General features: G+C 53.6%; 26 protein-coding genes. 14 read left to right on the top strand and 12 right to left on the bottom strand.

What is annotated here, in order from left to right; genetic code table 11:
- Positions 1-130: 130 nt before the first annotated feature.
- From H142_RS0113350 to H142_RS0113335, 4 genes are all read right to left on the bottom strand, one after another.
- Positions 131-3,583: an AAA family ATPase gene (locus tag H142_RS0113350; RefSeq protein WP_017932656.1), complete on the bottom strand. Its 3,453-nt coding sequence runs from the start codon at positions 3,581-3,583 to the stop codon at positions 131-133.
- Between the two features lie 11 nt (positions 3,584-3,594).
- Positions 3,595-4,296, bottom strand: coding sequence for a DsbA family protein (locus H142_RS15875; protein WP_017932655.1), 702 nt, complete (start codon positions 4,294-4,296; stop codon positions 3,595-3,597).
- Between the two features lie 82 nt (positions 4,297-4,378).
- Positions 4,379-5,053 (bottom strand): thioredoxin domain-containing protein, encoded by a 675-nt coding sequence (locus H142_RS16555; RefSeq protein ID WP_017932654.1) that lies wholly within the window; start codon positions 5,051-5,053, stop codon positions 4,379-4,381.
- Complete coding sequence (locus H142_RS0113335; protein ID WP_017932653.1) at positions 5,050-5,691, bottom strand: DUF721 domain-containing protein; 642 nt, start codon at positions 5,689-5,691, stop codon at positions 5,050-5,052. The genes H142_RS16555 and H142_RS0113335 overlap by 4 nt, the downstream gene beginning before the upstream one ends.
- Before the next feature lie 44 nt (positions 5,692-5,735).
- Between H142_RS0113335 and mutY the strand changes: the two genes are divergently transcribed.
- Positions 5,736-6,794, top strand: coding sequence for an A/G-specific adenine glycosylase (gene mutY / locus H142_RS0113330; protein ID WP_017932652.1), 1,059 nt, complete (start codon positions 5,736-5,738; stop codon positions 6,792-6,794).
- Between the two features lie 30 nt (positions 6,795-6,824).
- Here the strand turns inward: mutY and H142_RS0113325 are convergent, their stop codons facing one another.
- Entirely contained in the window at positions 6,825-7,217 is a 393-nt protein-coding gene (locus H142_RS0113325; RefSeq protein WP_026148068.1) for a MerR family transcriptional regulator, read from the bottom strand.
- A gap of 48 nt (positions 7,218-7,265) precedes the next feature.
- On the opposite strand from H142_RS0113325, the gene H142_RS15865 reads away from it, so the two are divergent.
- From H142_RS15865 to H142_RS0113300, 5 genes are all read left to right on the top strand, one after another.
- Positions 7,266-7,613: a hypothetical protein gene (locus H142_RS15865; RefSeq protein WP_033315317.1), complete on the top strand. Its 348-nt coding sequence runs from the start codon at positions 7,266-7,268 to the stop codon at positions 7,611-7,613.
- A complete protein-coding gene (locus H142_RS17210) occupies positions 7,598-7,822 on the top strand; it encodes a GDCCVxC domain-containing (seleno)protein (RefSeq protein WP_083899046.1) in 225 nt (74 codons plus the stop codon). The genes H142_RS15865 and H142_RS17210 overlap by 16 nt, the downstream gene beginning before the upstream one ends.
- A 61-nt stretch (positions 7,823-7,883) precedes the next feature.
- On the top strand, positions 7,884-8,219 hold the full coding sequence (locus H142_RS0113310; RefSeq protein ID WP_017932648.1) for an ArsR/SmtB family transcription factor: 336 nt from the start codon (positions 7,884-7,886) through the stop codon (positions 8,217-8,219).
- An 80-nt stretch (positions 8,220-8,299) separates the two neighbouring features.
- Complete coding sequence (arsB, locus tag H142_RS0113305; RefSeq protein ID WP_017932647.1) at positions 8,300-9,319, top strand: ACR3 family arsenite efflux transporter; 1,020 nt, start codon at positions 8,300-8,302, stop codon at positions 9,317-9,319.
- 11 nt (positions 9,320-9,330) lie between these two features.
- Complete coding sequence (locus H142_RS0113300) at positions 9,331-9,750, top strand: arsenate reductase family protein (RefSeq protein ID WP_017932646.1); 420 nt, start codon at positions 9,331-9,333, stop codon at positions 9,748-9,750.
- On the opposite strand, the gene H142_RS0113295 is transcribed toward H142_RS0113300, so the two are convergent.
- On the bottom strand, positions 9,747-10,124 hold the full coding sequence (locus H142_RS0113295; protein ID WP_033315362.1) for a DUF983 domain-containing protein: 378 nt from the start codon (positions 10,122-10,124) through the stop codon (positions 9,747-9,749). The two genes, H142_RS0113300 and H142_RS0113295, sit on opposite strands and share 4 nt — an antisense overlap.
- Positions 10,125-10,279: 155 nt before the next feature.
- Here H142_RS0113295 and H142_RS0113290 point away from each other — a divergent pair, with 155 nt between their 5' ends.
- Genes H142_RS0113290 through H142_RS0113280 form a run of 3 tightly spaced genes read left to right on the top strand, consistent with a single transcriptional unit; the run spans position 10,280 to position 13,914 of the window.
- Positions 10,280-11,953 carry an amino acid kinase family protein gene (locus H142_RS0113290; RefSeq protein ID WP_017932644.1) on the top strand — a complete coding sequence of 558 codons (1,674 nt, stop codon included), beginning with the start codon at positions 10,280-10,282 and terminating at the stop codon, positions 11,951-11,953.
- A 31-nt stretch (positions 11,954-11,984) separates the two neighbouring features.
- Positions 11,985-12,500: a hypothetical protein gene (locus H142_RS0113285; RefSeq protein ID WP_017932643.1), complete on the top strand. Its 516-nt coding sequence runs from the start codon at positions 11,985-11,987 to the stop codon at positions 12,498-12,500.
- Positions 12,481-13,914, top strand: a complete 1,434-nt coding sequence (locus H142_RS0113280) for a cryptochrome/photolyase family protein (RefSeq protein WP_017932642.1) — start codon at positions 12,481-12,483, stop codon at positions 13,912-13,914. The genes H142_RS0113285 and H142_RS0113280 overlap by 20 nt, the downstream gene beginning before the upstream one ends.
- 54 nt (positions 13,915-13,968) lie before the next feature.
- Here the strand turns inward: H142_RS0113280 and H142_RS0113275 are convergent, their stop codons facing one another.
- Both H142_RS0113275 and H142_RS16910 read right to left on the bottom strand, forming a co-directional pair.
- Positions 13,969-14,970, bottom strand: coding sequence for a fatty acid desaturase (locus H142_RS0113275; protein WP_017932641.1), 1,002 nt, complete (start codon positions 14,968-14,970; stop codon positions 13,969-13,971).
- A gap of 224 nt (positions 14,971-15,194) precedes the next feature.
- Complete coding sequence (locus H142_RS16910) at positions 15,195-15,395, bottom strand: hypothetical protein (protein WP_156812037.1); 201 nt, start codon at positions 15,393-15,395, stop codon at positions 15,195-15,197.
- A gap of 459 nt (positions 15,396-15,854) precedes the next feature.
- Between H142_RS16910 and H142_RS0113270 the strand changes: the two genes are divergently transcribed.
- From H142_RS0113270 to H142_RS0113260, 3 genes are all read left to right on the top strand, one after another.
- Complete coding sequence (locus H142_RS0113270) at positions 15,855-16,529, top strand: type 1 glutamine amidotransferase domain-containing protein (RefSeq protein ID WP_017932640.1); 675 nt, start codon at positions 15,855-15,857, stop codon at positions 16,527-16,529.
- Between the two features lie 262 nt (positions 16,530-16,791).
- Entirely contained in the window at positions 16,792-18,147 is a 1,356-nt protein-coding gene (locus H142_RS0113265; protein ID WP_017932639.1) for an MBL fold metallo-hydrolase, read from the top strand.
- A gap of 134 nt (positions 18,148-18,281) precedes the next feature.
- On the top strand, positions 18,282-19,202 hold the full coding sequence (locus tag H142_RS0113260; RefSeq protein WP_017932638.1) for a glycosyltransferase family 2 protein: 921 nt from the start codon (positions 18,282-18,284) through the stop codon (positions 19,200-19,202).
- 27 nt (positions 19,203-19,229) lie between these two features.
- Here the strand turns inward: H142_RS0113260 and H142_RS0113255 are convergent, their stop codons facing one another.
- Positions 19,230-19,811 (bottom strand): RDD family protein, encoded by a 582-nt coding sequence (locus tag H142_RS0113255; RefSeq protein WP_017932637.1) that lies wholly within the window; start codon positions 19,809-19,811, stop codon positions 19,230-19,232.
- A gap of 80 nt (positions 19,812-19,891) precedes the next feature.
- Here H142_RS0113255 and msrA point away from each other — a divergent pair, with 80 nt between their 5' ends.
- The gene (gene msrA / locus H142_RS0113250; protein ID WP_169331866.1) at positions 19,892-20,572 is read left to right on the top strand and encodes a peptide-methionine (S)-S-oxide reductase MsrA; all 681 of its coding nucleotides are present in this window, start codon (positions 19,892-19,894) and stop codon (positions 20,570-20,572) included.
- Here msrA and H142_RS15860 read toward each other — a convergent pair whose 3' ends face one another.
- Positions 20,573-22,048 (bottom strand): ArnT family glycosyltransferase, encoded by a 1,476-nt coding sequence (locus H142_RS15860; protein ID WP_017932635.1) that lies wholly within the window; start codon positions 22,046-22,048, stop codon positions 20,573-20,575.
- Positions 22,045-23,493 carry a hypothetical protein gene (locus H142_RS0113240; protein ID WP_017932634.1) on the bottom strand — a complete coding sequence of 483 codons (1,449 nt, stop codon included), beginning with the start codon at positions 23,491-23,493 and terminating at the stop codon, positions 22,045-22,047. The genes H142_RS15860 and H142_RS0113240 overlap by 4 nt, the downstream gene beginning before the upstream one ends.
- A 102-nt stretch (positions 23,494-23,595) precedes the next feature.
- Between H142_RS0113240 and murI the strand changes: the two genes are divergently transcribed.
- Complete coding sequence (gene murI / locus H142_RS0113235) at positions 23,596-24,393, top strand: glutamate racemase (RefSeq protein WP_017932633.1); 798 nt, start codon at positions 23,596-23,598, stop codon at positions 24,391-24,393.
- On the opposite strand, the gene H142_RS0113230 is transcribed toward murI, so the two are convergent.
- Entirely contained in the window at positions 24,390-24,986 is a 597-nt protein-coding gene (locus H142_RS0113230; RefSeq protein WP_017932632.1) for a YqaA family protein, read from the bottom strand. The two genes, murI and H142_RS0113230, sit on opposite strands and share 4 nt — an antisense overlap.
- Positions 24,987-25,102: the final 116 nt, after the last annotated feature.

Raw genomic sequence — 25,102 nt, 5'->3', positions numbered from 1 at the left:
ACCTATCCATTCGCTTTCGGGAAGTCAACCGAGGGGGCTGTTTGGCTAAGCCTATGTAAATTAACAGCTTTGCTTATATAATTGGCCTTGCGACAATTCTGTCGCATATGCGGTTATTGCGGCGTTACGCCTATTGCGCCGCGACCATAAGTTCGGCGCTGGACAGGTCGACACTGATCATGGTGGAGACGCCTTTTTCCGCCATGGTGACACCGAACAGACGGTCCATGCGCGCCATCGTGACCGGATTATGGGTGATCGTAATAAAGCGCGTATCTGTCACCCGACTCATTTCATCAAGAAGATTGCAATAGCGGTCGACATTGGCATCATCAAGCGGCGCGTCGACTTCGTCGAGCACGCAGATCGGCGCAGGGTTGCTCATAAACACCGCAAAAATCAACGCCGTTGCAGTCAGGGCCTGCTCGCCACCGCTCATCAAGCTCATTGAGCCGAGTTTTTTGCCCGGCGGGCTGACCATGACTTCAAGTCCGGCTTCTAACGGGTCATCTGATTCGGTCAGCGCCAGACTGGCATGGCCGCCGCCAAACAGCGTCGTGAACAGCCGCCCGAAATGCGAATTTACGACATCAAATGCGGCTAGGAGGCGCTGCCGTCCTTCGGTATTGAGCTCGTCTATGCCTTCGCGCAGGCGCGCAATCGCGGCGATTAGATCCGCGCGCTCGTCGGACATGGCGATCATGCGCGTTTCCTGCTCCTGCGCTTCTTCATCGGCGCGCAGGTTAACCGCGCCCATATTTTCACGCTCGCGGGACAGGCGCTCGACCTTACGTTCAATATCAGCTTCCATCAGCTTAATATCCGGGTCGATATCGCCGAGCTGCTCTTTAAGCTCGCCCGGTTCGCAGTTCAGGCTTTCGCCAATGCGCGCCGTAATTTCGGTTTTGCGCTCTTGCGCGGCGGTCAGGCGGGCCTCGGCAGCGGCGCGGTCTTCACGGGCCTTGCCCAAAGCACTCTCGGCAGCGCGGGCTTCGGCCTCGGCGGCGCGAAGGCCGCCTTCAGTTTCGGCCAAGGCGTCATTGGCCTCTTTGCGGCGGGTCTCTGCGGCGTCAAGCTCAGCAAAAAGGGTATCGCGGCGCTGCGCAAATTGATCGGGGCCGGTTGTCGCGGCGGTATAGGTGGCGACGGCGGCGTCTTTACGCAACGCCAGAGTCGCGACGCGTTGCCGGGCCTGTTCATTACGGCGTGTCCAGTCCGCAAGCTCTTTGGTAATCGCGGCAAGCCGTGTTTCGCGGCTGGCGGCCTCGCCGGAGAGCTGTCGGTATGTGCCGGACGCTTCTGACGCGGTTTCGCGGGCTTCAGCCAGACGGGTCGACAGAGCCTCAAGCTCTGCATCGTAATCAATATCTGACGTCACGCTGCTGGCAAAGGTCTGTAGATCATCGCGGCGTTTAGTGGTCTCGCGCACATCAAGATCCAGACGCTCGAGCCGGTCTTGCGCGGCCTGGGCCTGGGCGTTTTCGCGGGCGACATCGGTTTTAAAACTGGCCAGGGCGGCCTGCGCGGCGCGTTCGGCGCGCTCTAGGTCGGGCAGGGCGCGGCGGGCCTCGCGCGCATCGTGCTCAGCGCTGTCACGTTTGGCCCGCGCGGCCTCAGTGGCCTCTTGCGCTCGCGTCAGCAATTTGTCTTTTTCGGCAATATCGCCGGCTAAGACGGCGAGGCGGTTTTGCTGCTCGAGTTTGATGGCGGCGGGCGAGGGGACATCGCCGCTGGCGGCAAAGCCGTCCCAGCGCCATAAATCACCCTCTAAGGTGACGAGGCATTGGCCAGGGGCCAGAAGGGTCGATAAATGCGACTCATCGCTGGCGATCAGTCCAATTTGCGACAGGCGGGGCAGCAAGGCGTCCGGCGCTTTGACATATCCGGCCAGGCTTTCAACGCCGGCAGGCAGAGCGGCATCAGGCGTATTCGCGCCCATCCAGCGCAGCGGCGCGTCACCGCCAAGCGCAGCGCTTAGATCATCACCAAAAGCTGCGACCAGCGCTTTTTCGTAACCGGCACGCACGTCAATGTCGTCCAGAACCGGCGTCCAGACCGCTTCGCCGCGTCCGCGCGACAGCATATCGGACAGCGCTTTTTCCTCAGCGCGCAGCTTTGAGACAACGTCGCGGGCCTGCGCTAATATTTCGCGCGCGGCGCGTTCAGTTTTCTCCGCCTCTTGGCGCGCCTCATTGGAATGCGCCTCAACGTCGCGGGCCTTCGTCAATGCATTGGCATGGTCTTCAACAGCAGCTTCAAACAGATTGGCATTGCCGCCGGAATTGGATTTCAAAGTCGCGAGCTTTTCAGCCCATTCACCGCGCTCGCGGGTCAGCCGGAACAAACGGTTTTCCGCTTCCTGCAGATCGCGGCCCGCTGTTTCCTTGCGCGCTTTAAATGAGGCGGCTCGTCCCGTCAGATCGCTATAATCGCGTTCCACTTGGCTGCGCGCCGCGGCGGCTTTTTCGGCGGTATCTTTGGCGGAGGCAATATCGGCGCTGCGGTCACCTGAGGCTGAGAGAAGATTTTTCTCAACCGCCAGCATAGCCAGCGCCTCTGTGGCGTCGTCAATAATGCCCTGCTCGCGGCCAATATCCGCGGCCAAATCCTTGATCTGCCCGGACAGCTTTTCGATCTCCGCGCGGGCGGCGGTCTCGTCGCTTTGAAGCGCCTCTTTAGCCGCATTGAGCCGCGCGACAACGGCGGCAGCAATAATTTGCGCTTCACGTTTAGGCTCGACTGTTGTGGAGATTTGCGCGGCAATGCGCGTTTTCTCGGCGGCGGCCCGGGTAAGGTCTTGCACTTGTGTTTCAATATCGCCGCGGGTTTGCTGCGCCTCGGTAAGCGATTGCAGGGCCGCGTCCCAGCGTTTCAGCCAGAGCAGGGCTTTGTATTCGCGAATCTCGCCCGCCAGACGCTTAAACCGCGAGGCTTGGCGAGATTGGCGGCGCAGCGAGACCAATTGCGCCTCAATCTGCTGCAAAATATCGTCAAGACGATCCAGATTATTCTCGGCGGCGCGCAAGCGAAGCTCGGCCTCGTGGCGGCGGCTGTGCAGGCCCGAAATACCCGCGGCTTCTTCGAGTATGCGGCGGCGGTTTTCCGGCTTTGCGCTGATGAGTTCGTTAATCTGGCCTTGCCGCACCAAAGCGGGAGAGTTTGCGCCGGTCGACGCATCGGCAAAGAGAAGCTGTACGTCTTTGGCGCGTACGGTCTTGCCGTTGACTTTATAAGTGGAGCCGCCGCCTTTTTTGATCAGGCGTTGAACTTCAAGCTCGTCACTATCATTAAACATGGGCGGCGCAATGCGCGCACTATTATCGATAGTCAGGACAACATCAGCCTGGCCGCGCCCCGGGCGGTTGGACGTGCCGGAAAAGATGACATCATCCATCGCGCCCGCGCGCATGGCTTTGGCGGAATTAGCCCCCATGACCCAGCGAATGGCTTCCAATAAATTGGATTTACCACAGCCATTGGGGCCGACAATCCCCGTTAGGCCATCTCTGATTTTAAAGCTGGTCGGTTCGACAAAGGATTTAAATCCCGTCAGCTTTATTTCTTCAAACCGGAGTTGGCCCATAGCGATCCGCTCTAGCGGTCCCCGTCAGAGGCGCTAGTGTCCTCTGCGGCGTCACGCTGTGGCACATCGATGAACGGTTTAAATGCTTCATCGAAATCTTCGAGCATGTAAACCTTGGCGATGTCGCCATTGATAATGAAAGTCGGTGTTGCGGAAACGCCGCGCTCAAATCCGCCTTTAATAACGGTCTGCATGGCTTCATATTCGTCTTCATTAGCCAGGCATTGTTCAAATTCGTCTTCGGACAGACCTGCCGCGCGGGCGAGTTCTGTATAGGCCTTTTTAGCTTCGCCATTACCGGCCGCTTCGAACAGAGCCGCTTGCCGCTCATATTGCAGGCCGATATTGGCAAAATACTTATCTTCATCCGCGCAGCGCGCTATCATGAAGCCTGTTTCGGCCAGCTTCACCGGAGAGGTCGGAAATTCGCGGTAGATGAACCGGACTTTACCGGTATCGACATAATCTTTGCGAAATTGCGGCCAAACCGTTTTGTGCCACGTCGCGCAGTGGCTACAGGTCACTGAGGCGTATTCGACGACAGTCACTTTGGCGTCAGGATTACCGATGGCGTGGTCGCCGGCCAATTCGTACTGGCTTCGTTCACCATTACCATTACCAGCAGATGCCGTTTTGTCGCCGCCGCATGCGGCAAGGCTCAGTGCGCTGCCCATAAGTGCAGCTATTAGAAATGTCTTAAACGAATCAGTCATGTGATTCCCCTTATATGGTTAGAATGTGAAATTTCGCTCAAAAGGCAAGGCGATCCGCGCCAAGCCTCTGGATAAGCATGGATTAGTTGGGCAATACTGCGTCAAATTGTGTGGATAACGCCGCCGCAGACGTGTCGTCGAGCAAAAAGGTCTTATTGCCCATTAAGACCGCCGGTACGCCGCCAATCTTTGCGGCCTGGGCCAATTGCTGTGATTTTAGGATTGGTGTGATCGACTCTTCTCTGGCCAGACAGGCTTGAACATCGCTTTTTGTAAGGCCCGATTGGGCGGCATAAGCGCTAAATCCATCCAGTTGTTCTTCTGCACTCTTTGCCCCCATCAAGCCGCCGATAATCTCTTGCTGATTGTTCATCTGATACTCAACGCTATCCATGTAGCGCGCGCCAGAGCATTGCGCGATGGCAAAGCCGGCATAGGAAAGCGGGGCCGGCGCGGTCGGGTAAGGACGAAAGACCATGCGCACTTTACCGGTTTCGATATAGTCGCGTTTGATAACAGGGTATTCCTCTTGGAACCACTTGGCACAATGCGGGCAGGTGACGCTGGCGTAGACAATTATCGTGATCGGCGCGGAGACACTGCCAATTGCGTGGTCTTCAGCAAGCTCCGTGCGCACGCCGCCATCATCAACAGGCATAGGCGTCATCAGTGAGCTGCTTTGCGCGGCTGCTGTCACGGCGAGGCCAAGGCTGGCAGCTGATAACAAGCCGGCCAATATAATATGTTTCATAATCATAATCGTTTTCCTGATTTATCGCTGGCAATGACGGCGCGACCAAGACGTTCTAAAGCTTGTTTTAAGCGTTCACTGCGCACATTTTCCAGCCCTTTTTGCAGCGCGCTAGTCTCATCGGGCGTGAGGCCCTGCGGTATAGCTTTGGGTTTATAGACTGGCCGCGCCGCGTTTTGGGTCGCGATGGCGCCTTGAACAATCTTTAGCCGCGCTATCGTGCCTGCGCCCAAATAGGTATTGATCCGCGCGAGAATGTTTTGGCTGTCCGCACTAATCAGCGCCGCGGCGGGGCCTCTGGCGATCACGGTTAAAACCCGCCCGTCGCGGCCGCCCGTAATGCGGCTCGGTTTTGACAGGCGTGATAATTTAGGTCCCGCAATCTGGTCCCATTGACGCTCCAGACCGCCGGAACCGGGGCCGAAAGTTTTAGCTAGTGGTTTGATGATGCGCGTCATGGCGCGGCTGGCTGGGGGGGCATTACGGATCTGCGGGCGGGCGCGCTGGCCTGCGAGATATTGCGCCAGCAGCGCAATGCGTTCGCGCTCAGTCAGCTTTGACGTGCCGGGCAAGCGGCGGCCAAACTCCACTTGCGGCGCAAGGGGCGCCTGCGTGTGCGGCGGATATGAGCTGTCATCAGGCATAGCGTCTTGTCGCTTTTTTTTACGAGCCCGTCTATGGCAGGTTGATGAACAATCGCCCACATGACGCGCCGGCCCTGCGCGTTGCTTTGCTGGACTGGTATGATGCCAGCGGCCGCACATTGCCGTGGCGCATACGTCCTGAAGACCGTGCTAGCGGTGTCGTGGCTAATCCTTATGCGGTCTGGCTGTCCGAAATTATGCTGCAGCAAACTACGGTTCCTCACGCCACGCCCTATTGGGAAAAATTTCTCGCCGAATTTCCGACCGTGGAGACCCTCGCCGATGCGCCGCGTGACCGCGTCCTGACTTTGTGGGCGGGTCTGGGCTATTATGCCCGCGCGCGTAATCTTCATAAATGCGCGCAAATCATCCGTGATGAGCATGACGGCGTTTTCCCTGGTAGCGAGGCGGCGCTTTTAAAATTGCCCGGCATAGGGCCGTATACCGCCGCCGCGATTGCCGCCATTTGCTACGGGGAGGCGACCAATGTGGTCGACGGTAATGTCGAGAGAGTCATCAGCCGCTTGCGCGCTGTGCAGACTCCGCTTCCGCCCGCCAAAGCCGAGATTAATGCGCTGGCCGGTGAGATCGCTTCGCCGGAGCGCCCTGCTGATTATGCCCAAGCGATTATGGATTTGGGCGCAACTATATGCCGCCCGAAAAACCCCGACTGCGAAGCCTGTCCATGGCAGGCGCATTGCGCGGCATATACCGCCGGAAATATGACGGATTATCCCAAAAAACTACCGAAGAAAAAACTACCGACGCGATATGGCGCGGTATTTTATTTAACCGACGGTGAGGCGCTGCTGCTCGCCAGACGCCCGGACAAGGGCTTGCTCGGCGCAATGATGGAGCTGCCCGGCACGCCGTGGCTAGTCGTGGCCCCCGACGCTGCGGACTGGCTCTCACTCGCGCCCGCAAAGCTAAATTGGGAAGAGGCGGGAATAGTCGAGCATGTCTTCACGCATTTCCGGCTATTTCTGACGGTCTACCGCGCGCAGTCCGAATTACCGGAGGGCATTCATGCGCCGCTGCATGACCTTAAAGACTTCGCCCTGCCGAGCGTTATGGTGAAAGCCGCAATGGTGGGGAAGGCTTAGAATGATACGGGATAGAGTAAATTCATACGTCTAATGTATTTGCGACAACGACTCGATTATCGGGCAATCAAGCGTATCATTGGTGAGGCATGCTGATGATATGGTTTCAAGCTGGCGTTCCAGTTTTCGTAGATCCGCTATTTTAGATTTGATGGTTTTTCTGTGATGGCTTGTGATGGCCAAAACCTCATCGCATGATGGCGAATGATCATCGATGCCCAAAAGACTTCGTATATCAGCCTGAGAGAACCCCAGTACCCGACACCGGCTAATAAAGATCAAACGCCGGAGTTGAGCCTCGTCATAAACGCGGTGCCCACTGGATTTGCGCTGCGCCTCAGGCATCAGGCCTATGGTTTCAAAGTAACGAATGGTCTCAATCTTCACGCCGGTTTTCGCGCTTAATTCTCCAATCTTGATCATGATTTTTCTCTTGAATCTATAGTTACTACAGTTGCTATAGATCAGTATATGGAAAATAAAAAACCAAATCGAAGCGGGTTTTTTGCTGCAGGCGGTGCCTTCACCGGCATCTTTGCCTTTATTGGGGCGTCTTGCTGCATCCTGCCGATAATTCTTATCAATTTGGGCGTCAGTAGCGCTCTGGTCAGTCATTTGAGTTTTTTAGCACGGTTGCAACCTTGGTTTACGGCGCTGACCATCAGCCTTGTGCTGGGAGGCATTATTTATGCTTATCGCGGCGGGCGTAAACCTAGCCGCAGAATTTTTTTATTGCTACTCATTGGCGGAGGTTTCGCGGTGGCCGCCAGCATTTTACCTTATTACGAAGGACAAATTCAAAGATGGCTCAGCCTTTAAGAAGAACTATCCCGAACTCTACTTTGACTTGTCCTGAATGCGGCCATGTTTCAAAGGATACGATGCCGACAAATGCCTGCCAGTATTTCTATGACTGCAAGGGATGCAGCGCCGTCCTCAAACCCCAAAAGGGTGATTGCTGCGTCTATTGCTCTTATGGTGATGTCAAATGCCCGCCTATTCAAGCCGGGAGCGCCTGCTGCGATTGAATTGATCCGGGCGGCGAAAATCAAGCTCGCCAAGAGATAGATATTCGCGTAGATATTGGCTATGTCAGAAACGGAAAAAACAATCGAGCAGCTTTCGGCCTTGGCTCAATCGACGCGCTTTGCGGTTTTTAAGACCCTGATGCGCGCCGGGCGTGAGGGGCTATCTGCGGGGGAAATTGCCAAAGCTTTGGAAGTTGCGCCCAATACGCTCTCCAATCATCTCGCGATCATCACGCGGGCCGATCTGGCGAGCGTAACCCGCGACGGGCGCAGCTTAATTTACACAGCCCGCATTGACGGCGTGAATGACCTGCTCGCGGCTCTTGTCGATGATTGTTGTAACGGTCATCCTGAAATCTGCGTCACCGTTTCGGGGCGGTCTAATATTTCATGTTAAAATAATGATACAATAGTTCAACGACTATTGAAATAATGTAAATCTTCCCTTATGACCCTCCATGAATGGAGAGAGTTATTATGGGTATTTTTGAGCGTTACTTATCGATCTGGGTTGCGCTGTCGATTGCTGGCGGCATCGCGTTAGGAAAATTACTCCCGGGCGTGTTTAGCGGTCTAGCCGGACTTGAATATGCCAGCGTCAATATGCCTGTGGCAATCCTGATCTGGGCTATGGTTTGGCCGATGATGATTGGTGTGGATTTCGCCAGCCTCAAACGTGTTGGGGACAAACCCAAAGGACTGATTATTACATTGGCCGTAAACTGGCTGATCAAACCTTTCACGATGGCGACTCTCGGCGTCTTGTTTTTTAAACATATCTTTGCAGGATTTATACCACCTGCTGATGCAGACGGTTATATTGCCGGCCTGATTTTGCTCGGGGCCGCCCCGTGTACGGCTATGGTTTTCGTATGGTCGCAAATGACCAAAGGCGATCCGGCCTATACGCTCGCCCAGGTCAGTATTAATGACGCGATTATGGTCGTCGCCTTCGCGCCGATTGTCGCGTTTCTTTTAGGCGTTACAGATATCGCCGTGCCTTGGGCGACGCTGATTTTGTCTGTCGTTCTCTACGTCGTTCTTCCCTTGGCCGCAGGGATAATCACACGTGCATACTTGCTCGGCAAAGGGGGGCCGCCGGCCATTGACGCGTTCATCGCCAAAGTGAAACCATTTTCAATCATCGGCCTCTTGGCCACAGTGGTGCTGCTCTTTGGCTTTCAAGGGGAAGTCATTTTGGAACGCCCGATGATTATCGCGCTCATTGCCGTTCCTATTGTTATTCAATCTTACGCAATATTTGCTGTGGCTTATGGCGCGGCCTGGGCGTGGAAAGTGCCCCATAATATCGCCGCGCCTTGCGCCATGATCGGCACATCAAACTTTTTCGAGCTTGCGGTTGCGGTGGCGATCAGCCTGTTTGGCCTGTCCTCGGGCGCGGCGCTGGCGACTGTCGTGGGCGTCTTGGTCGAGGTGCCGGTGATGTTGTCGCTCGTCGCTTTTGCCAACCGCACGCGCTCAAAATTCCCGGAGTAGAAAGGTAGACTATGGTCGTTATTCATCACAATCCGAAGTGTGAAACATCGCGTAATGTCCTCGCCATCATTAGGGGAGCGGGATATGACCCTGTTGTTATTGATTATCTTAGCGAGGGCTGGACACGGCCGCAGCTTCTCGCGCTTTTTGCGGTCGCCGGGTTAACGCCAAGCACCGCACTGCGCGTAACTAAATCCCCTGCTAAAGACTTGGGACTGCTAGGTGAGGGGGTGTGTGAGGACGATATTCTGGCGCAAATGCTGGAGCATCCCGTTTTGGTCAACCGCCCTATTGTGTGCTCCCCTAAAGGCGTGAAGCTCTGCCGCCCTAGCGAAGCCGTTTTAGACTTGTTGGAGACTAAACCCAAAGGTCCGTTTTATAAAGAAGGTGGCGAAATGCTGATTGATGAAACAGGGCAGGTCTGCGCCTAACTCGTCGGCGCGCCTGTGGCCCAGATTAGGCCCATAAAGGCGCCTTTGCAGCGTGGGAGCAAGAGCAGCGACAGGCCCGCGACGAGAAGGGGAATAAGCACAAAACTAACCCACAACGGAATAGCGGGATGTAGCACAAAGTAGACGATGAGCGGCCCCACCAAATGCCCGACGATTAAAATGGTCAGCCATGCCGGCCCGTCATCGGCCCGAATGCTGTCCCAATCCTGCCCGCAATAGCTGCAGTCATGGACGGGTTTCAGATAGGCGCGAAACAGCTTGGCTTCTCCGCAGCGCGGGCATTTGCCTCTAAGGCCGCGCAGCATTGAACGGCCTTTAGGTTTCAGAATGTTGTCATGTAAAGTGTCAGTCATAAACTGATATACGCATTCATTCCCGATTGGAGCAATTTTTTTTGCCGCTGCGTTGACTTGCCGCGCGCGCGCCATTATTCCCGCCCCTCAAATTAAAGCGCTGTTTTGTTCCGCTTGCGGGCGCTATAGAAATTCTCGCTAAAGAAAGATACGATATGTCAGTCCCCGTCCTCGTCCTTAATTTCGGCCATAGCGTACTGCGCAGCTTGTCTGATTACACACAGGCCGCGAGCGAGATTTACCGTCATTATGCCAAAGGCTATAATATCGTCGCTGTGACCAGCGCGCAGGGTGACCAGACGGATGTCCTGATGGCCGAAGCCCGCCGCATTGGCCCGGGTGATGAGGCCAAAAACCTCGCAGAGCTGATATGTCTGGGCGAAAAGCGCAGCGCGGCCTTACTGGCTCTGGCGCTGGAGCGTGTCGGCGCGCCCGCCTATGTGCGCCAGGCCCGTGATTTGGGTTTGCGTGCAGACGGGACAGGCGCGAATGCGCGGCTGGTCGATTTGAACGTGGAACAGCTTTTACTGGATTTGAAAAACCACGATATTGTCGTCATGCCCGGATTTGTCGCGATTGGCGATAATGACCGTCCGGCGCTTCTGGGACAAGGCGGGGCTGATCTGACCGCGCTGTATGTGGCGCAAAAACTCGGCACACGCGCGCTGCTGCTCAAAGACATTGATGGTGTGTATCAGCATGACCCTAAACGCGAAGGCGATGCGCCGCTGCGGTTTGGCGCGATTAGCCATGCGGATATGGAATCGCTAAATAAAGGTTTGATCGCGCCGCGTGCGCTCGCCTTTGCCAAAAAGAACGGCCAGAATATCGAATTAGGTAAGCCCGGCAGTCCTTTTGTGACCGAAATCGGCGGCAAAACGGCATCTCCAACCGCGCCGCATCACGCCCGTATTTTACGCGTCGCAATGCTGGGCTGTGGCACTGTAGGCGGGGGCGTTTACCGCCGCATGAACGAGAATAAAGACCGCTTTGACTGCGTCAAAATCATGGTGCGCAATGTCAAAAAATATACCGATCAAGGTATGAAAGCTGATTTGCTGACGACGAAATTTGAAGACCTGCTGGCCGCCAAGCCTGACGTTTTTATCGATGTATCCGGCGGGATAGAGCCAGCGCTATCGCAGACGCGGGCTATGCTTGCCGCGGGCGTGCATGTCGTCAGCGCCAATAAACAGGCCGTCGCGGCGGGCGGGGCGGTGCTTGACCAATTCGCCGTTGACCATAACGCCATGCTCGAAGTTTCCGGCACGGCGGGCGGGGGAATGCCGGTTCTGGAAATGTGCAAGCGCGAGCGCGGCCGCATAACGCGCGTCGATGCGCTGCTTAACGGCACGACCAATTTCATGCTCGATAATATTTCTGCAGGGATGGATTATGACGCGGCGTTAAAACTCGCGCAGGATAAAGGCTTTGCCGAAGCGGATCCCAGCGGCGACGTTGACGGCTCTGACGCGGCGGCGAAAATACGCCTGATTGCGCGTTACGGCTTTAGCAAGGAGATTACTTTGGATGATATCTCCCGCGATACGATTGACGGGTTCAGCGCCGCGAAATTTAACGGCCGCGCGAAACGTGTCGCCAGCTGTTGGGTCGATGAGACCGGAGAGTTCCACACGGCCCTACGTCTTATGGACTTACAGAAAGATGATTTCCTCGCACAGGCCGAAGGTGAAGAGGCTCATGCTGTGTTTACTTTCGATGACGGCAGCCAGTACCGCATTCGCGGCAAAGGCGCGGGGCGATGGCCAACAACTGAGGCCGTTATGGAAGATCTTTATACGATTTCAGCTGAAATTGCTTTTTCCTGAACTTTTTGGCCGCCCGCTACGTTGACTAAGTATGATAACAATAAAAGATACGCGTGATTACTGGCCCATGATGGGCGCGGGAATGATTTTGCTCATTAGCGGCGCCGCCCGCTGGGCGATTGGAAGTGTTTACGGAGACTCCGAAGCGCAACAGCTCATTACATCTTTGGCCAATGCCGGATTATATTTAGGCTCTGCGATCGCAACAGCGTCGGCGACAACATTGGCTCTGATGTTGGCTTTAATCGGTTTGACAAACCGCAGCGATAGTGATTTTGACAATGCCGTCTATGTTCGCATTTCGCGGGTGTCGAGCCTGGCAACAGCGGCGCTCATCGGCTCGGTATTGCTTCTGCTCTTACTCGTTCTGCCGATAGGGGAGTTCGAAAATATCCCTGAGGGATGGTATTTAATATTTTACAATATTTTATTTGCGATGGTGTCGCTGGTCTGCGCTACGCTTGTCGCGACAATATTGCAATTATATTTGACAATCCGCCGCGTCCTTGTCGCCGTAACACCTCTTGATGACAAAATTGAAGACTGACAGCCCTGTAATCCTATGGTTTCGCCGTGATCTTCGCACGGCTGACCATCCCGCATTGACGGCGGCTGTTAAAAGCGGCGCGCCCGTTTTGTGCCTTTATATTAATCATGAATATGCCGGACGGCCGCGCGGCGGGGCCAGCCGGTGGTGGCTGAATTATAGCCTGACCGCGCTGGCTGCGGACCTTAAATCGCGCGGGGCCAAGCTGCATATCCTCTCGGGCAATCCTGAAATCCTCATCCCCTCCGTCGCCAAAGATACGGGCGCGCGAGCTGTGCATTGGACGCGTCGCTATGCGGGCGCGTCGATAGAAACGGATAAGTCGATTAAATCGACGCTCAAAGATGACGGTGTTGATGCGCAAAGCCATCCGGGGAATTTGCTGCATGAACCGTGGGAGGTCACGACCAAAAGTGATGACAGCTATTACAAGGTTTTTACGCCCTATTGGAAAGCCTGTCTGGCGCGCGGCGACATTGACCCCGCCTTGCCTGCACCTGAAAAAATTACCGGGTGGGACGGCGATATAGACGGGCTGTCAGTTGATGATTTAAGCCTCCTACCCACCGCCCCCGATTGGGCGGGCGGCTTTGATGATCCGTGGATACCGGGCAGTAAGGGCGCTCATAAACGGCTTGCCGCTTTTCTGGACGGCCCTGTCGAGGACTATAAAACGCAGCGCAATATGGCCGCCAATGAGAACGGGACATCCGGCCTCTCGCCGCATCTGGCGTTTGGCGAAATATCCCCGCGTGAGATATGGCATGAGACACATAAACGCGCCGAGAAAACCTATACCTTTTTATCTGAAACCGGCTGGCGCGAATTTTCCTACGTTTTGCTTTATCACAATCCAAAATTGGCTGAGGCGAATTACAAAGACGCTTTCGATGCCTTTATATGGGATAATGATGCGCGCAAATTAAAGGCGTGGCAGCGCGGGCAAACCGGCTATCCCTTTGTCGATGCGGGTATGCGGCAGCTCTGGGCGACGGGATGGATGCATAACCGCGTGCGGATGGTCACGGCGAGTTTTCTGATTAAACATTTGCTTGTTGACTGGCGCAAAGGCGAGGACTGGTTCTGGGATACATTGGTCGACGCTGATCCCGCCAGCAATGCCGCCAGCTGGCAATGGGTCGCGGGCAGCGGCGCCGATGCCTCGCCTTATTTTCGGATTTTTAATCCCTTCACCCAAGGCGAAAAATTCGACCCTGACGGGGATTATGTGCGCAGATGGGTGCCGGAGCTCAAACACATGCCCGCCAAATTTATCCACCGCCCGTGGGATGCGCCTGCATTAGTTTTAAAAGAAGCGGACGTAAAACTAGGCGGCAATTACCCTAAGCCTATTGTCGATCACAAAGCGGCCCGGGAAGAGGCGCTGGGGCGTTATAAAGACAGCCGGGAATAACGCTCAATAATGTGCAGCCCCATTAAAGCGGCCCATTTCAGACAAGATAAAGGTCTACGCTTGCGCTTTCGCCATGCGGAAACTGATCATGCGTTTTTGACTCTCGCACCATAGCGCCAGCTTGACGCATTTCAGGCTTTGCAAAAATGTCAGACGGCCGACGGATTTAAGCTCTGGATGCGCCTTCAAAATCCGGGGTAATTGATAAAACGGGATGCGCGCGGAGAGGTGGTGGACATGGTGCACGCCGATATTTCCGGTCAGCCACATCAGCCATGCCGGCAAATCATAATAGGAACTGCCCTCAAGCGCGGCATATTTGCGGTCCCATTCGCCCGTTCTTGACCAGTGGGTTTCGTCAAATTGATGCTGTACATAGAACATCCAAACGCCAATGGACGCGCCAACCAATATTGTCGGGATCTGGATGAGCACAAATATTTTCCATCCGACAGCCCAAATGAGAGCGCCATATAATACAGCAACGCCAAGATTGGTGAGAAGTGTGCTGGCCCAGGGCTTAGCCCCGTCTTTCATCGCGCCGAGCGGCAAGCGGTTTTGCAAAAAGAAAACATAGGCCGGGCCCACGCCAAACATAATAACGGGATGTCGGTAGAGGCGGTATTTCAGCCGGCCCCATTTGGAGGCGCTCTTATATTCCTCAACGGTCATCGTGATGATATCATCGCCAATGCCGCGGCGGTCCAGATTGCCGGAGCCGGCATGATGCAGGGCATGGCCCCGCTTCCAATGATCATAAGGCGTTAGCGTTAGAATGCCTATGAATCGTCCGATCCAATCATTCACGCGGCGATGAGCAAACATAGACTGGTGCCCACAATCATGTTGAATGATAAACAAACGCACGAGAAGGCCGCCGGCGGGTATAAAGCCGATTACGGCCCAGTAGTGCCCCGCAGTCATGAGAGCCCATATACCGGCCCAAAGGGCAAGAAACGGGATGAGCGTAATCAGAAGCTCAAACACGGCGCGGCCATCTTCAGGCTTTCGATAGGGCGCAAGGCGTTGGAACCAAGTCCGGGCTGTAGGGAGCATGAAAGTCCTGTGGAAGTGCCATCAAGACCGTTGCAGTCCGTGTGCTTTAATTAAAGCGTAAACCGTAACATCTATCTCGACAAGGCTGACAAACACATATTCGCATGAATTCATGCATTGCATGTAGGTGCGCCTTAATTTGGGCTTATCATCCTGATGGCATGTGTGGATATATCTTTTCAACCTGAAGAATGGCGGTCATTCCCACCTGCGCGTTAGCGCAGCTATTGACCCGAGTCGAACCGGCGCACCGGATGACGGTTTTGAGAGTTGGACAGGCCAAAAACCGGGGATATATATTTATCCATCCCCGCCTCTTCCATCTGACTTATCTTTAGACTGTTCTTTTGGTCAGGACGGGGAAGACGTTTCTTTTCTGCCACGAGACGGTATTGGATCTGCGCTGCTGTGAGGTTACGGCCCACGTCATCAGGTTTGGGACTGTGACCTCGCGTGGGACGCAGCTCTTAGTGTGGTGCTCATGCCCGGACACGGGAGGGCCGCGAGATACCGCTGCGGGGATGGCATCTTCGTAAACACTAGAAAAACCTTTGGCAGCCTTCGGAGTTGCCGCCCCGCAGGCTTCCTGCTTTTTACTTCCCGGCTCGTCCTACGGACGAGACTCGCCTCTTGTTTTAGCGGCGCGCCGCCGCCGACCAACCCGGCGCGCATGTGGTCACCCGACGGGCCATCGTATGACGGCCTGCGTCTAAATCGCACTGCCGCACGTCAAAGATACGGTCATATGTCCGGCGCGCATCCCGGCTATGCGCTAATGATGGGGAACAACGCTCCGCACCAGTCGTAATACATACATAGTTTAAACCCGGGCCGACCTCCCTTTGTTAGCTTGGACGATATTCACTCATTTTAAGGATAAACCGATGAAGATTTTAATGATTCTGACCTCCCATGATAAATTAGGCGACACAGGCAAAAAAACGGGTTTCTGGCTCGAAGAATTTGCCGCGCCTTATTACGTGTTTAAGGATGCGGGCGCGCAGATCACTTTAGCCTCTCCCAAAGGCGGCAAGCCGCCGCTGGATCCGAAAAGCAATGATGAGGACGCGCAGACCGAAGCGACAAAACGCTATAAAGATGATGACGCAGCTCAAAAGGCTCTCGCTAATACGGCTGTTCTGTCGACGGTTTCGGCTGACGGCTTTGACGCCGTGTTTTACCCGGGCGGCCACGGCCCCTTGTGGGATCTGGCTGAAGACAAGCACAGCATCGCCCTGATTGAAGCGTTTAATGTCAGTGACCGCCCGATCGGGGCCGTCTGTCATGCGCCGGCGGTGTTTAAACGCACGAAAGGCCAGGACGGCAAGCCTTATGTATCAGGCAAAACTGTCACGGGCTTCACCAATAGTGAAGAAGAGGCACAAGGTTTGACGGATGTCGTGCCGTTCCTGCTCGAAGATATGCTTAAATCCAAAGGTGGCGATTATCAAAAAGGCGACGACTGGGCGTCATTTGTCGTCACTGACGGCAAGCTGGTCACGGGACAAAACCCGGCGTCTTCCGAAGAGGCCGCGCGTAAGCTTCTCGAGCTTATCTAAGGTTTTTAGCGGGGCGGTTAGTTTTCGGTCGCCCCGCTATTTTGCTTTATATTTTTTCAGAGACCCCAATATAGTGGCCGTCTGGAATCCGTAGGGCGTGCGCTTAGGATGTGAGAGAAGCCTCTAAAAACTATGCTATACAACATCAATCATGGTAAATTTTTCAAGTCTAAAGTGCCAATACCAATACAGTGAGTTAAAGCCGGAACGGCTTGATATATGAACCGTAATTTTCAGACGTGTAGCAGGAGAAAATCTAACAATGTTTATTGATAAAATTAAATCTGAAGGCCTAGCCCATTTATCCTATTTGATTGGCGACGGCTCCCAAGCTTGTGTGATAGATCCACGGCGTGACTGTGAAATCTACATAGAGGCCGCCCGTAAAAAAGGTGCAACGATCACACATATTATCGAAACGCATCGTAATGAGGATTTGATCTCAGGCGCACCCATACTTGCGCAAATGACCGGAGCAAAGGTTTTCCATGGACCTAATGCTGACGGAATTGTCAAATATGCACAAACGACTAAAGAGGGAGACAAATTCACGTTCGGCGCAATGCGCCTTGAGATTTTGGAAACGCCGGGCCACACTTTTGATAGTATCTCAATCGTCATTTTTGATGAAAATCACAGCAAAGGCGCTGTCGGTGTATTCACAGGTGATGCGCTTTTCGTAGGAGATACAGGGCGTACAGATTTTTATCCTGACAAGGCTGAAAAAGTTGCGGGTCTTCTTTTTGACAGTTTGAAAAAACTTAAAGCTCTCGGTGATCAGGCCATAATTTATCCTGCGCATGGAGCGGGTTCGGTATGCGGGAATAATATGGCCAATAGGGAGTTCTCAACGATCGGCCACGAGGTTGAAAACAATCCCATGCTTGGAATATCCTCTCGCGAGAAATTTATTAAAAAAAAGCTGAGCGAAAAGCACTATATTCCCCAATATTTTTCATTAATGGAAAAGTTAAACCTTGTAGGAGGAGCGGCGATAAAAAGCATTCTGATGCCGCCGCCGGTGAGCCCTCAAGCCTTTAAATCCAAGGATGCTGACCGCGTAATAGATATACGGTCGGTGACATCATTTGCAGGGGCTCATATACCGGAATCATTGGCAATTCCTGTGGATATGCTTTCGGCATTCGCCGGATATTTTCTGCGCGATTCCGAAACAATATATTTCGTATGTGACGGCCCGCAACAGGCCGAACTTGCGGCGCGCCATCTGGCAAGAATGGGTTTTGATAAAATTATCGGACGCTTGGATGGTGTGGTCGGGTTTTCGACTACGGGCGCGGATATCGGCGACCTTCCCTTTGTTGATGCGAAAACCGTTAAGCACAGATTGACCTCGACCAAAGAGGATTGGACGCTTTTGGATGTGAGGTCACAGGACGAATTTGACAATGGGCATATTGATGGCGCTATACATCATTATGTCGGTCACATTGAGAACGGCTTGGGCGATTTGGATCCGGATAAGTCTTATACTGTAATGTGTGGAAGCGGGGCGCGCGCCACAATCGCCGCCTCAATAATGAAAGCTAATAATTTTAAGAACGTAGACGTTTTTCTTGGGTCTATGGGGGCATGGCAGGCAACGATGCAAAAATAATGTCAGTTTAGATAAAACTGCTTTATAACCGCTTCCCCGTCACCGGGGAAGCGCACTGGCGCAATTTCGGCGGTACTAACCCTCTATAAACCACATTCATTTACAAGCGCGGCAAATAGATAAGAGATGTCATCATGGCGCAGCCGAAAATCGCAATACTCCTGCCGGCCTATAATGAAGAAGACGGGATCGCGCCTGTCATAGAAGGCTTTGCCAAAGCGCTGCCTCAGGCGCGCATTGTGGTGTGCGATAATAACAGCTCTGACGCGACCGCCGAGCGGGCGCGCGCCGCAGGGGCTGAGCTATTATTTCAGGCGCTTCCCGGAAAAGGCAATGCCATGCGCCGTCTGTTTCGCGAAATCCGAGCGGACATCTACATTATGTGCGATGCCGATGGCAGCTATGATGCGAGCGCCGCGCCGCGCCTGATTAAGATGATGACTGACAATAAATTAGATATGATTGTCGCTGCGCGTGAGAGTGAAAATAGCGTATACCGTCCCGGTCATGCCGTTGGAAACCGCTTTTTCACCTGGCTTATGGGGGCGGGGTTCGGTCGCCATTTCACCGATATATTCTCCGGATACCGCGTCTTTTCAGAGCGTTATGTGCGCAGCTTTCCGATGATGAGTGACCGTTTTGAGATTGAGGCGGAAATGACCATACACGCACTGGAGCTGCGCCTGCCCTTTGCTGAAGTGCCTGTCGCATTTTTTGACCGGATTGGCGGGGAGAGTAAATTATCAACATTTAGAGATGGCGCGCGCATTGCGTGGCTGATGGGGCGGCTTTACCGCGATCAACAACCCTTGCGGTTTTTCACTTTCGGAGCATTTATTATTGCGCTGACCAGCCTCGCGATTGGCATTCCGGTTATATGGGAATTTTGGCAGACAGGTTTGGTAACAAAAATGCCGTCCGCAATATTAGCAGCGGCCTTAATGATCGGCGCGGCCTTGTCCTTTACCTGCGGCGTGGTTCTCGACACCGTTAAGCGTGCCCGCATTGCGCAAAAACTGCAGGCTTATATGAACTACGCCGACGAGGAGCGGTAGGGGCAAAGGAAGGCATGACACTTCAGTTTAGTGTGAACCGGATTGCGTCCGCCGGGCAATTATTTTTGAAGCGCGGTCCCACCAATAATCTTGTTGCCATTTGAATATTGTCCAGGGCCATATTGGCCACCATGCGGCATTGGCCCACGCGACCAGTAACCGAATGCCCATACTTGGCTTGTCGCCATTTTGAATAAGTTTGAACTTAAATAATCGTTGGCCGGGTGTTTGTTTTCCGTTTTTAAAGTGCCATTTAAAGAAGTAGAAAATTGCATAAAAGCCGATTAAAAAGAAAAATAAGGATAATAAATCGCTATATCGAAAATAGTCTCTCTCAAAACGCCACTGCCATGTGCCTGTCACAAAATATTCAACGACAAGCGAGGGGAGCGTGATGAACGGCATTACGCCGATCATTACCGTAAAGAAATCGATATAAAATGCTGCAATGCGGCGGAATATCCCCACACGGGATTTTGGATCAATATCAACGTCCGGCTTTTTCCAAAGCATGATTAGAATAAAAAGCAGCGGCAAGACGATTAAAGGAATTGGATGCAGTGACGCCTCGATATGGTAAGTTGACGTTTGCATAATGGTGAATTGCATATGTGCGTTTAACGCGCTTGTGATGGAAAACCAAGACCTTGTGATTGGAACCTGTCCGCGAAGGCGCGCATTATAAGATTATGAAACACCTTATATTATCAGCGGCCATGGCCGCTTTGACGCTTAGCGCTTGCTCCAGCGGCGCGGCCTCTAATTCTTCTTCGCAAACCAAAGCGGCGACGGTGGCCCCCGCGCCAATGACGGGTGCACAAGCCCAATTTGTTCGCCCAAGCGGGCTTGGATCCGATATGCAAACCGCCATTGTTGCGGGCGGGTGTTTCTGGTGTGTCGAGAGCGATTTTGAGAAACTGGACGGCGTCTCCGAGGTCATTTCCGGCTATTCGGGCGGCACGCTGGATGACCCGACTTATGAGGCTGTCAGCTATAAAGAGACCGGTCATTACGAGGCCGCGATGATTATTTATGATCCCTCAATTGTGACTTATCGGCAGCTCATTGATCAATATTGGATGACTGTCGACCCGACCGATTCCAGCGGCCAGTTTTGCGATAAGGGGAGCAGCTATCGCACGGCGATATTTACAACCCCGGATCAGCGGGCCGAGGCCGAGGCCTCCAAAGACATGATCGTCAATTCCGGCAAAGTCGCGCGTGTTGTGACGCCAGTGCTCCCGGCGACAACATTTTATCCCGCCGAGGATTATCATCAGGATTATTACAAGAAAAACCCTGTGCGTTATAAGGGCTACCGCTTTGGCTGTCGCCGCGATGCGCGTTTGGCTGAGCTCTGGGGTAATTAATTACCGAGCGGCGGCAGGTGTATAGCCAGCCGCTGCCCACATATAAAGCGTTCGGGTTTTCCCGCCGCCAAGGTCAATCTCTATCGTGCCGAGACGCTCCAGTTGTTTAAAGTCATCAGTGAACTCGTCGGCGTAATCCGGATAGTTATTAACCAGCAAGACGGGCTGCTCGCCCGCGCCCAGAGGCGCTGTCGCTTCGGCGTGGTTGTGCGGCGCGCTGCGATAGAGCCACATTTTCAATGGGGCAGTCTCGCCAAGGCCGTAATAATTCATATCATAAAACGTCAAGCGGTGGTCGAAAGCGATGACATCGAAATTTTGCCCGCGCCACCCGGCTTCATAATATGGAATGATTGCCTCTTTGGTTTCTACCCATCCGCGCGTACGCTTAAACGCATTGGCCTGACCCAAAGCGTCCGCAAAACCGGGAAACAGCCCGCCGGCCGTAGCCATACCGCCCATAAAGATATTAAAAGCGAGGCCAAAAATGGCCGCTTTGCGCCAGTTCGGACGTGCCATGACAAAGCGTGCCACCAGCATACACGCTGCAACATAGCTGGTTACGGCCCAATTAGCATTGGCCCGTGACACCAAGGCCTGAATGCTGATGATCGTGATCGGAACAATAATAAACCAGGCCAGCAATCGTGTTTCCGCGCTGGCGTTTTTACGAAAGGCTGAGATCAGCGCCGCGACATAAATCACAAGTAGGACGGGGCCGAAAATTCCAATTTGTGTGAACCAGAATTCGAGCAATTCCAGTGGATGAAATAACGGCCCGTCCAAATTGGTATTCGCTGCGGTATGCGAGACGGTTTGGAAACCATTCTGGGCGTTCCAGATAATATTCGGGGCAAAAATAATTCCCGCGACCAAAACCGTGATGACACTGCGCGATGATGCAAGCGCATAGCGTAAGGGTTTGTCGAAAATTACGGCCAAAACCAGAGCGGGGAGAAAAAACATCATGGCATATTTAGCCAGCAAACCGATTCCTATGGCGACGCCCAGGCCTACAGCCCATGGCCAAGACGGCGCGGCGCGTAATTTGGCCACGCATAACAGGCCAAAGGCCCACATCGTGAGCAACGGAACATCCGTGCTGATAATGCCTGAGGATAAAAATACGGCCGGCATAAGTAGAAAAATGAGCGCTGCCCAAAATCCTTCACGGGCGCTAAAAAATGCCTTCCCGGAAAAATATAAACATGTCGCTGTTAACGCATGAAAGAGCGGCGAGCCCAGCCGAGCCGCCCATTCAGCATCGCCAAACACAGCGGTTGTCGCGGCGATAATCCACGCAATCAGAGGCGGCTTGGAAAAATATCCGAAATCAAGATCCTGCGCCCAGCTCCAATATTGGGCTTCGTCACCATGAAGCTGAACTTGTGAAAAGGGCAGGCCAAAAACCCGAACCGCCGTCACACCGAGGATCAGCCAGAGCGCGTAGCGGCCATAATGTGTTGACGATATCATGGGCGCGACCGATACAGTAAATTGCGGCCCTTGCCGACAGATATTTCCTCAAGCTCTGACACGGGAACGCCCGATACACTCAGGGCGGCGCGGGCAATGCTATGCTCGTCTTTTTCACCGCGTGGTAATTGTAACGCCAAAGCCTTAATAGGACAATCAGAGGCGCGTGCGCGTAATGCGCCGGAACTGTCGATCAGAGTGACACCCAAACCGTCTAATGACAGGCGGGTATAATATTCGTTAAAGCCTTCACCTTCGGGCGCAGGGCGATAATAGGCGGTAATATCCGCGCCGCGGCAAGCTTGAGTGCTTAGAAGCGCGCGAACATCGCTCATTTGCTCGCGGTCTTTGAAATATTCCGTGACGAATAATAATGGTGTTATGGCAATAACCAACGGCAAAGCGCGAATAACACGTCCACGCCATTTTCCATCCGTGTCTATCATGACGGCCCGGGTCATTAAAAATATCATAGCCGGAATAATGATAATAAAGGAGCGCTCTTTGATGACGGGTTGCCATACTATATGCACAATAAAAAGGGCGGTGACGGTCAGAATGACAGCCCCGCCAATAGCGATATCGACAGGCTTGCGCCGCCGAACCATGATCGCAATAGACATGAAAAATATAATCGCCAAAGCGAGATTTGAGCCAAAAAGCTTTGTCACCATGCCGCGCTGAAATTGATTAAATCCATAAGCAAGATTTCCCATTATGGACAGCTCTTCGCCGGGCGGAATGCCCATCTGGCCATAGGCATTGGCAAGGAATAAAAGCCCGGGAATGATTCCGGCGACAGAGGCTGCGCCGACGATCACAAAGTCTTTCGCGCGACCCTGTTTCAGCATGGCCAGCCCGGTCAACAACCCGAATGCTCCCGTCCAAATAAAACTAAAATAATGGGTCAGGCACGCGGCGGCGGACAAGACAGCCCACGCCATTGCAAAGGGCCAAATGCGCACGCCTTTCGTGCTTTGCAGAATGCGCGCCATGGCCAGAACGGACAAGGTGCCGATGATAAACATCAAAGCGTAGGGCCGTATTTCAGAGGTGAAATAAATCAGCCAATATGATCCCGCGCAAAACAGTAAGAATAAGTAAGTTTGCATCCTATGCGCTTTACCAATGCGCAGCGCTGCAAAAATCCCGATTATAATCAAAGCCAGATTGAGACTTTTACTCAGCAAGATGCCGTCAGCAAATAGACGCCAAATATGCAGCATATAGAAATAAAAGGGGGGATGAACATTTGTCGATGATCGCGCCGTCACGCCACCCAGCCCTATGGACGGATCAGACATAAATAAAGCCCAGGCTTCGTCGCGCCATATGGGCCGCCAATACAGAGCGATTAACATGACCGCGACTGGCACGAATGTGGCCAGCGCTATATGGCGGATATTTATGGATTGCGCGGGCTGAGCTGTCATGGCCGCACTCATGACACCGTCCGAACAAAAAATAAACCATATTGCGGTTAAAGCCTGCACAGTGAAATAACCGAATCACACAGCGTATTCCAAAGGATAAATTTCAGGATCACCATGGGCCATAGAGCACTGATTTTTGACAGCGGTATGGGCGGATTGTCCGTGACCGATCATATCCGCCGCGAAACGCCGGGTCTGTCCTTGACCTATGTGGCTGATGATATGTTCCGTCCTTATGGCAGCAAAAGCGCGGCTGCATTGCGCGCGCGCCTGCCGGGCTTACTGGCTACGCTGGAAATCGCGGTGCGTCCCGACATTATCGTATTGGCGTGCAATACAGCCTCAGTCACCGCGCTGGACGTGATCCGCGACGCCGTACGCGCCCCGGTCGTAGGTGTGGTTCCGGCGGTAAAACCGGCCGCGCAAGAAAGCCGGACGCGCACTTTGGCTGTGCTGGGAACGCCCGGCACGGTGAAGCGCCAATATGTTGATGATCTAATCGCAAATTTTGCCGGAGATTGCCGCGTACTTTTGCAAGGCTCGACGGCTTTAGTTGCGCTGGCTGAGAACAAGATGTCGGGCCGCAAGGTCGATATGGACATATTGCGCCGCGAAGTTTCGCCGCTGTTCGAGGGACGTTTCGGCGCTGATATTGACACAGTGGTTTTAGCCTGTACTCATTTTCCACTGCTCATGGACGAGCTTAAATCCGTCACGCGCCAGACAATAAATTGGGTCGATAGCGGGCAGGCTATTGCCCGCCGTATTAAATCTCTACTTTTGGAACTGCCAAAAGACAGCCGTGAGGAGCCGCCGGATTGTGCTCTGCTGATCGGACCTGAGGCCGCCCCCGCCCGCAGGCGCATATTTGCGCAGTATGGCTTCGGCAAAGTCGTCGGCCTGTATCCTTAAAGGGCGTAATGCAGGATCGCGTACAGGCCGGCGAGAATAGCAAAAATGATAATTGTCGCGAGCGCGAAATTCTTTTTGATAATATCTTCTGCTTTTTGGCCGAATTTTTTCACAATCCCTGCGACGAGGAAAAACCGTAATGAGCGCGACAAAACGCTGGCGGTCACAAAAATACCGAAATTGACCGGAACCGCTCCGCTCATAATTGTGATGACTTTATAAGGGAAGGGCGTAAAGCCCGCGCCAAAAACCCATAATCCGCTATGGGCATTTATCTTCTCGCGGAAAATGGCCATGCTGTCGGTTTTTCCGAGTAAATCCAGGAGCGGCGCGGCGAGCGTTTCAAAAAACAACATGCCGAGGAAATAGCCTGCGATTCCGCCAATGACAGAAAATAGACTGGCCAGAAATGCAATCCGAAGCCAACGTTCGGGGCGCGCCTGTACCATCGGGATGATCATAACGTCGACAGGGATCGGAAAGAAGGAGCTTTCGGCAAAGGACACGGCGCACAAAGCGGTCTCTGCGCGGCGGTGACGGGCAAGGGTTTTGACCTGCTCATACATATTATCGAGAAAGGAGTTCAGGCTCATGGTGAGGCTTTATAAGTAATCCATGAAGGCATATTTAATAAATGTCTAAAGGGTATGGGTGGACGGACTCTATCTTACATTCCAAAAGGCTATATGTAAGACTTAATATGGCGAAG

The sequence above is a fragment of the Robiginitomaculum antarcticum DSM 21748 genome (genome assembly GCF_000365025.1).
GTDB classification, from domain to species: Bacteria; Pseudomonadota; Alphaproteobacteria; order Caulobacterales; family Maricaulaceae; genus Robiginitomaculum; species Robiginitomaculum antarcticum.
Note: the sequence above shows the minus strand (reverse complement) of the source record. Positions and strands in the feature narration are given on the sequence as shown.

Excerpts from the sequence above, each read along its gene's own strand:
- H142_RS0113255 (WP_017932637.1), bottom strand. The coding sequence starts at position 19,811 with ATGCAATTCACCATTATGCAAACGTCAACTTACCATATCGAGGCGTCA.
- H142_RS0113300 (WP_017932646.1), top strand. The coding sequence starts at position 9,331 with ATGGTCGTTATTCATCACAATCCGAAGTGTGAAACATCGCGTAATGTC.
- H142_RS15865 (WP_033315317.1), top strand. The coding sequence starts at position 7,266 with ATGGAAAATAAAAAACCAAATCGAAGCGGGTTTTTTGCTGCAGGCGGT.
- H142_RS0113295 (WP_033315362.1), bottom strand. The coding sequence starts at position 10,124 with ATGACTGACACTTTACATGACAACATTCTGAAACCTAAAGGCCGTTCA.
- H142_RS15860 (WP_017932635.1), bottom strand. The coding sequence starts at position 22,048 with ATGATATCGTCAACACATTATGGCCGCTACGCGCTCTGGCTGATCCTC.
- mutY (WP_017932652.1), top strand. The coding sequence starts at position 5,736 with ATGAACAATCGCCCACATGACGCGCCGGCCCTGCGCGTTGCTTTGCTG.
- H142_RS0113230 (WP_017932632.1), bottom strand. The coding sequence starts at position 24,986 with ATGAGCCTGAACTCCTTTCTCGATAATATGTATGAGCAGGTCAAAACC.
- msrA (WP_169331866.1), top strand. The coding sequence starts at position 19,892 with ATGAAACACCTTATATTATCAGCGGCCATGGCCGCTTTGACGCTTAGC.
- H142_RS0113280 (WP_017932642.1), top strand. The coding sequence starts at position 12,481 with ATGACAAAATTGAAGACTGACAGCCCTGTAATCCTATGGTTTCGCCGT.
- H142_RS0113270 (WP_017932640.1), top strand. The coding sequence starts at position 15,855 with ATGAAGATTTTAATGATTCTGACCTCCCATGATAAATTAGGCGACACA.
- H142_RS16555 (WP_017932654.1), bottom strand. The coding sequence starts at position 5,053 with ATGATTATGAAACATATTATATTGGCCGGCTTGTTATCAGCTGCCAGC.
- H142_RS0113260 (WP_017932638.1), top strand. The coding sequence starts at position 18,282 with ATGGCGCAGCCGAAAATCGCAATACTCCTGCCGGCCTATAATGAAGAA.
- murI (WP_017932633.1), top strand. The coding sequence starts at position 23,596 with ATGGGCCATAGAGCACTGATTTTTGACAGCGGTATGGGCGGATTGTCC.
- H142_RS0113325 (WP_026148068.1), bottom strand. The coding sequence starts at position 7,217 with ATGATCAAGATTGGAGAATTAAGCGCGAAAACCGGCGTGAAGATTGAG.
- H142_RS0113335 (WP_017932653.1), bottom strand. The coding sequence starts at position 5,691 with ATGCCTGATGACAGCTCATATCCGCCGCACACGCAGGCGCCCCTTGCG.
- H142_RS0113285 (WP_017932643.1), top strand. The coding sequence starts at position 11,985 with ATGATAACAATAAAAGATACGCGTGATTACTGGCCCATGATGGGCGCG.
- arsB (WP_017932647.1), top strand. The coding sequence starts at position 8,300 with ATGGGTATTTTTGAGCGTTACTTATCGATCTGGGTTGCGCTGTCGATT.
- H142_RS0113240 (WP_017932634.1), bottom strand. The coding sequence starts at position 23,493 with ATGAGTGCGGCCATGACAGCTCAGCCCGCGCAATCCATAAATATCCGC.
- H142_RS0113290 (WP_017932644.1), top strand. The coding sequence starts at position 10,280 with ATGTCAGTCCCCGTCCTCGTCCTTAATTTCGGCCATAGCGTACTGCGC.
- H142_RS0113265 (WP_017932639.1), top strand. The coding sequence starts at position 16,792 with ATGTTTATTGATAAAATTAAATCTGAAGGCCTAGCCCATTTATCCTAT.
- H142_RS15875 (WP_017932655.1), bottom strand. The coding sequence starts at position 4,296 with ATGACTGATTCGTTTAAGACATTTCTAATAGCTGCACTTATGGGCAGC.
- H142_RS0113350 (WP_017932656.1), bottom strand. The coding sequence starts at position 3,583 with ATGGGCCAACTCCGGTTTGAAGAAATAAAGCTGACGGGATTTAAATCC.
- H142_RS0113310 (WP_017932648.1), top strand. The coding sequence starts at position 7,884 with ATGTCAGAAACGGAAAAAACAATCGAGCAGCTTTCGGCCTTGGCTCAA.
- H142_RS0113275 (WP_017932641.1), bottom strand. The coding sequence starts at position 14,970 with ATGCTCCCTACAGCCCGGACTTGGTTCCAACGCCTTGCGCCCTATCGA.
- H142_RS17210 (WP_083899046.1), top strand. The coding sequence starts at position 7,598 with ATGGCTCAGCCTTTAAGAAGAACTATCCCGAACTCTACTTTGACTTGT.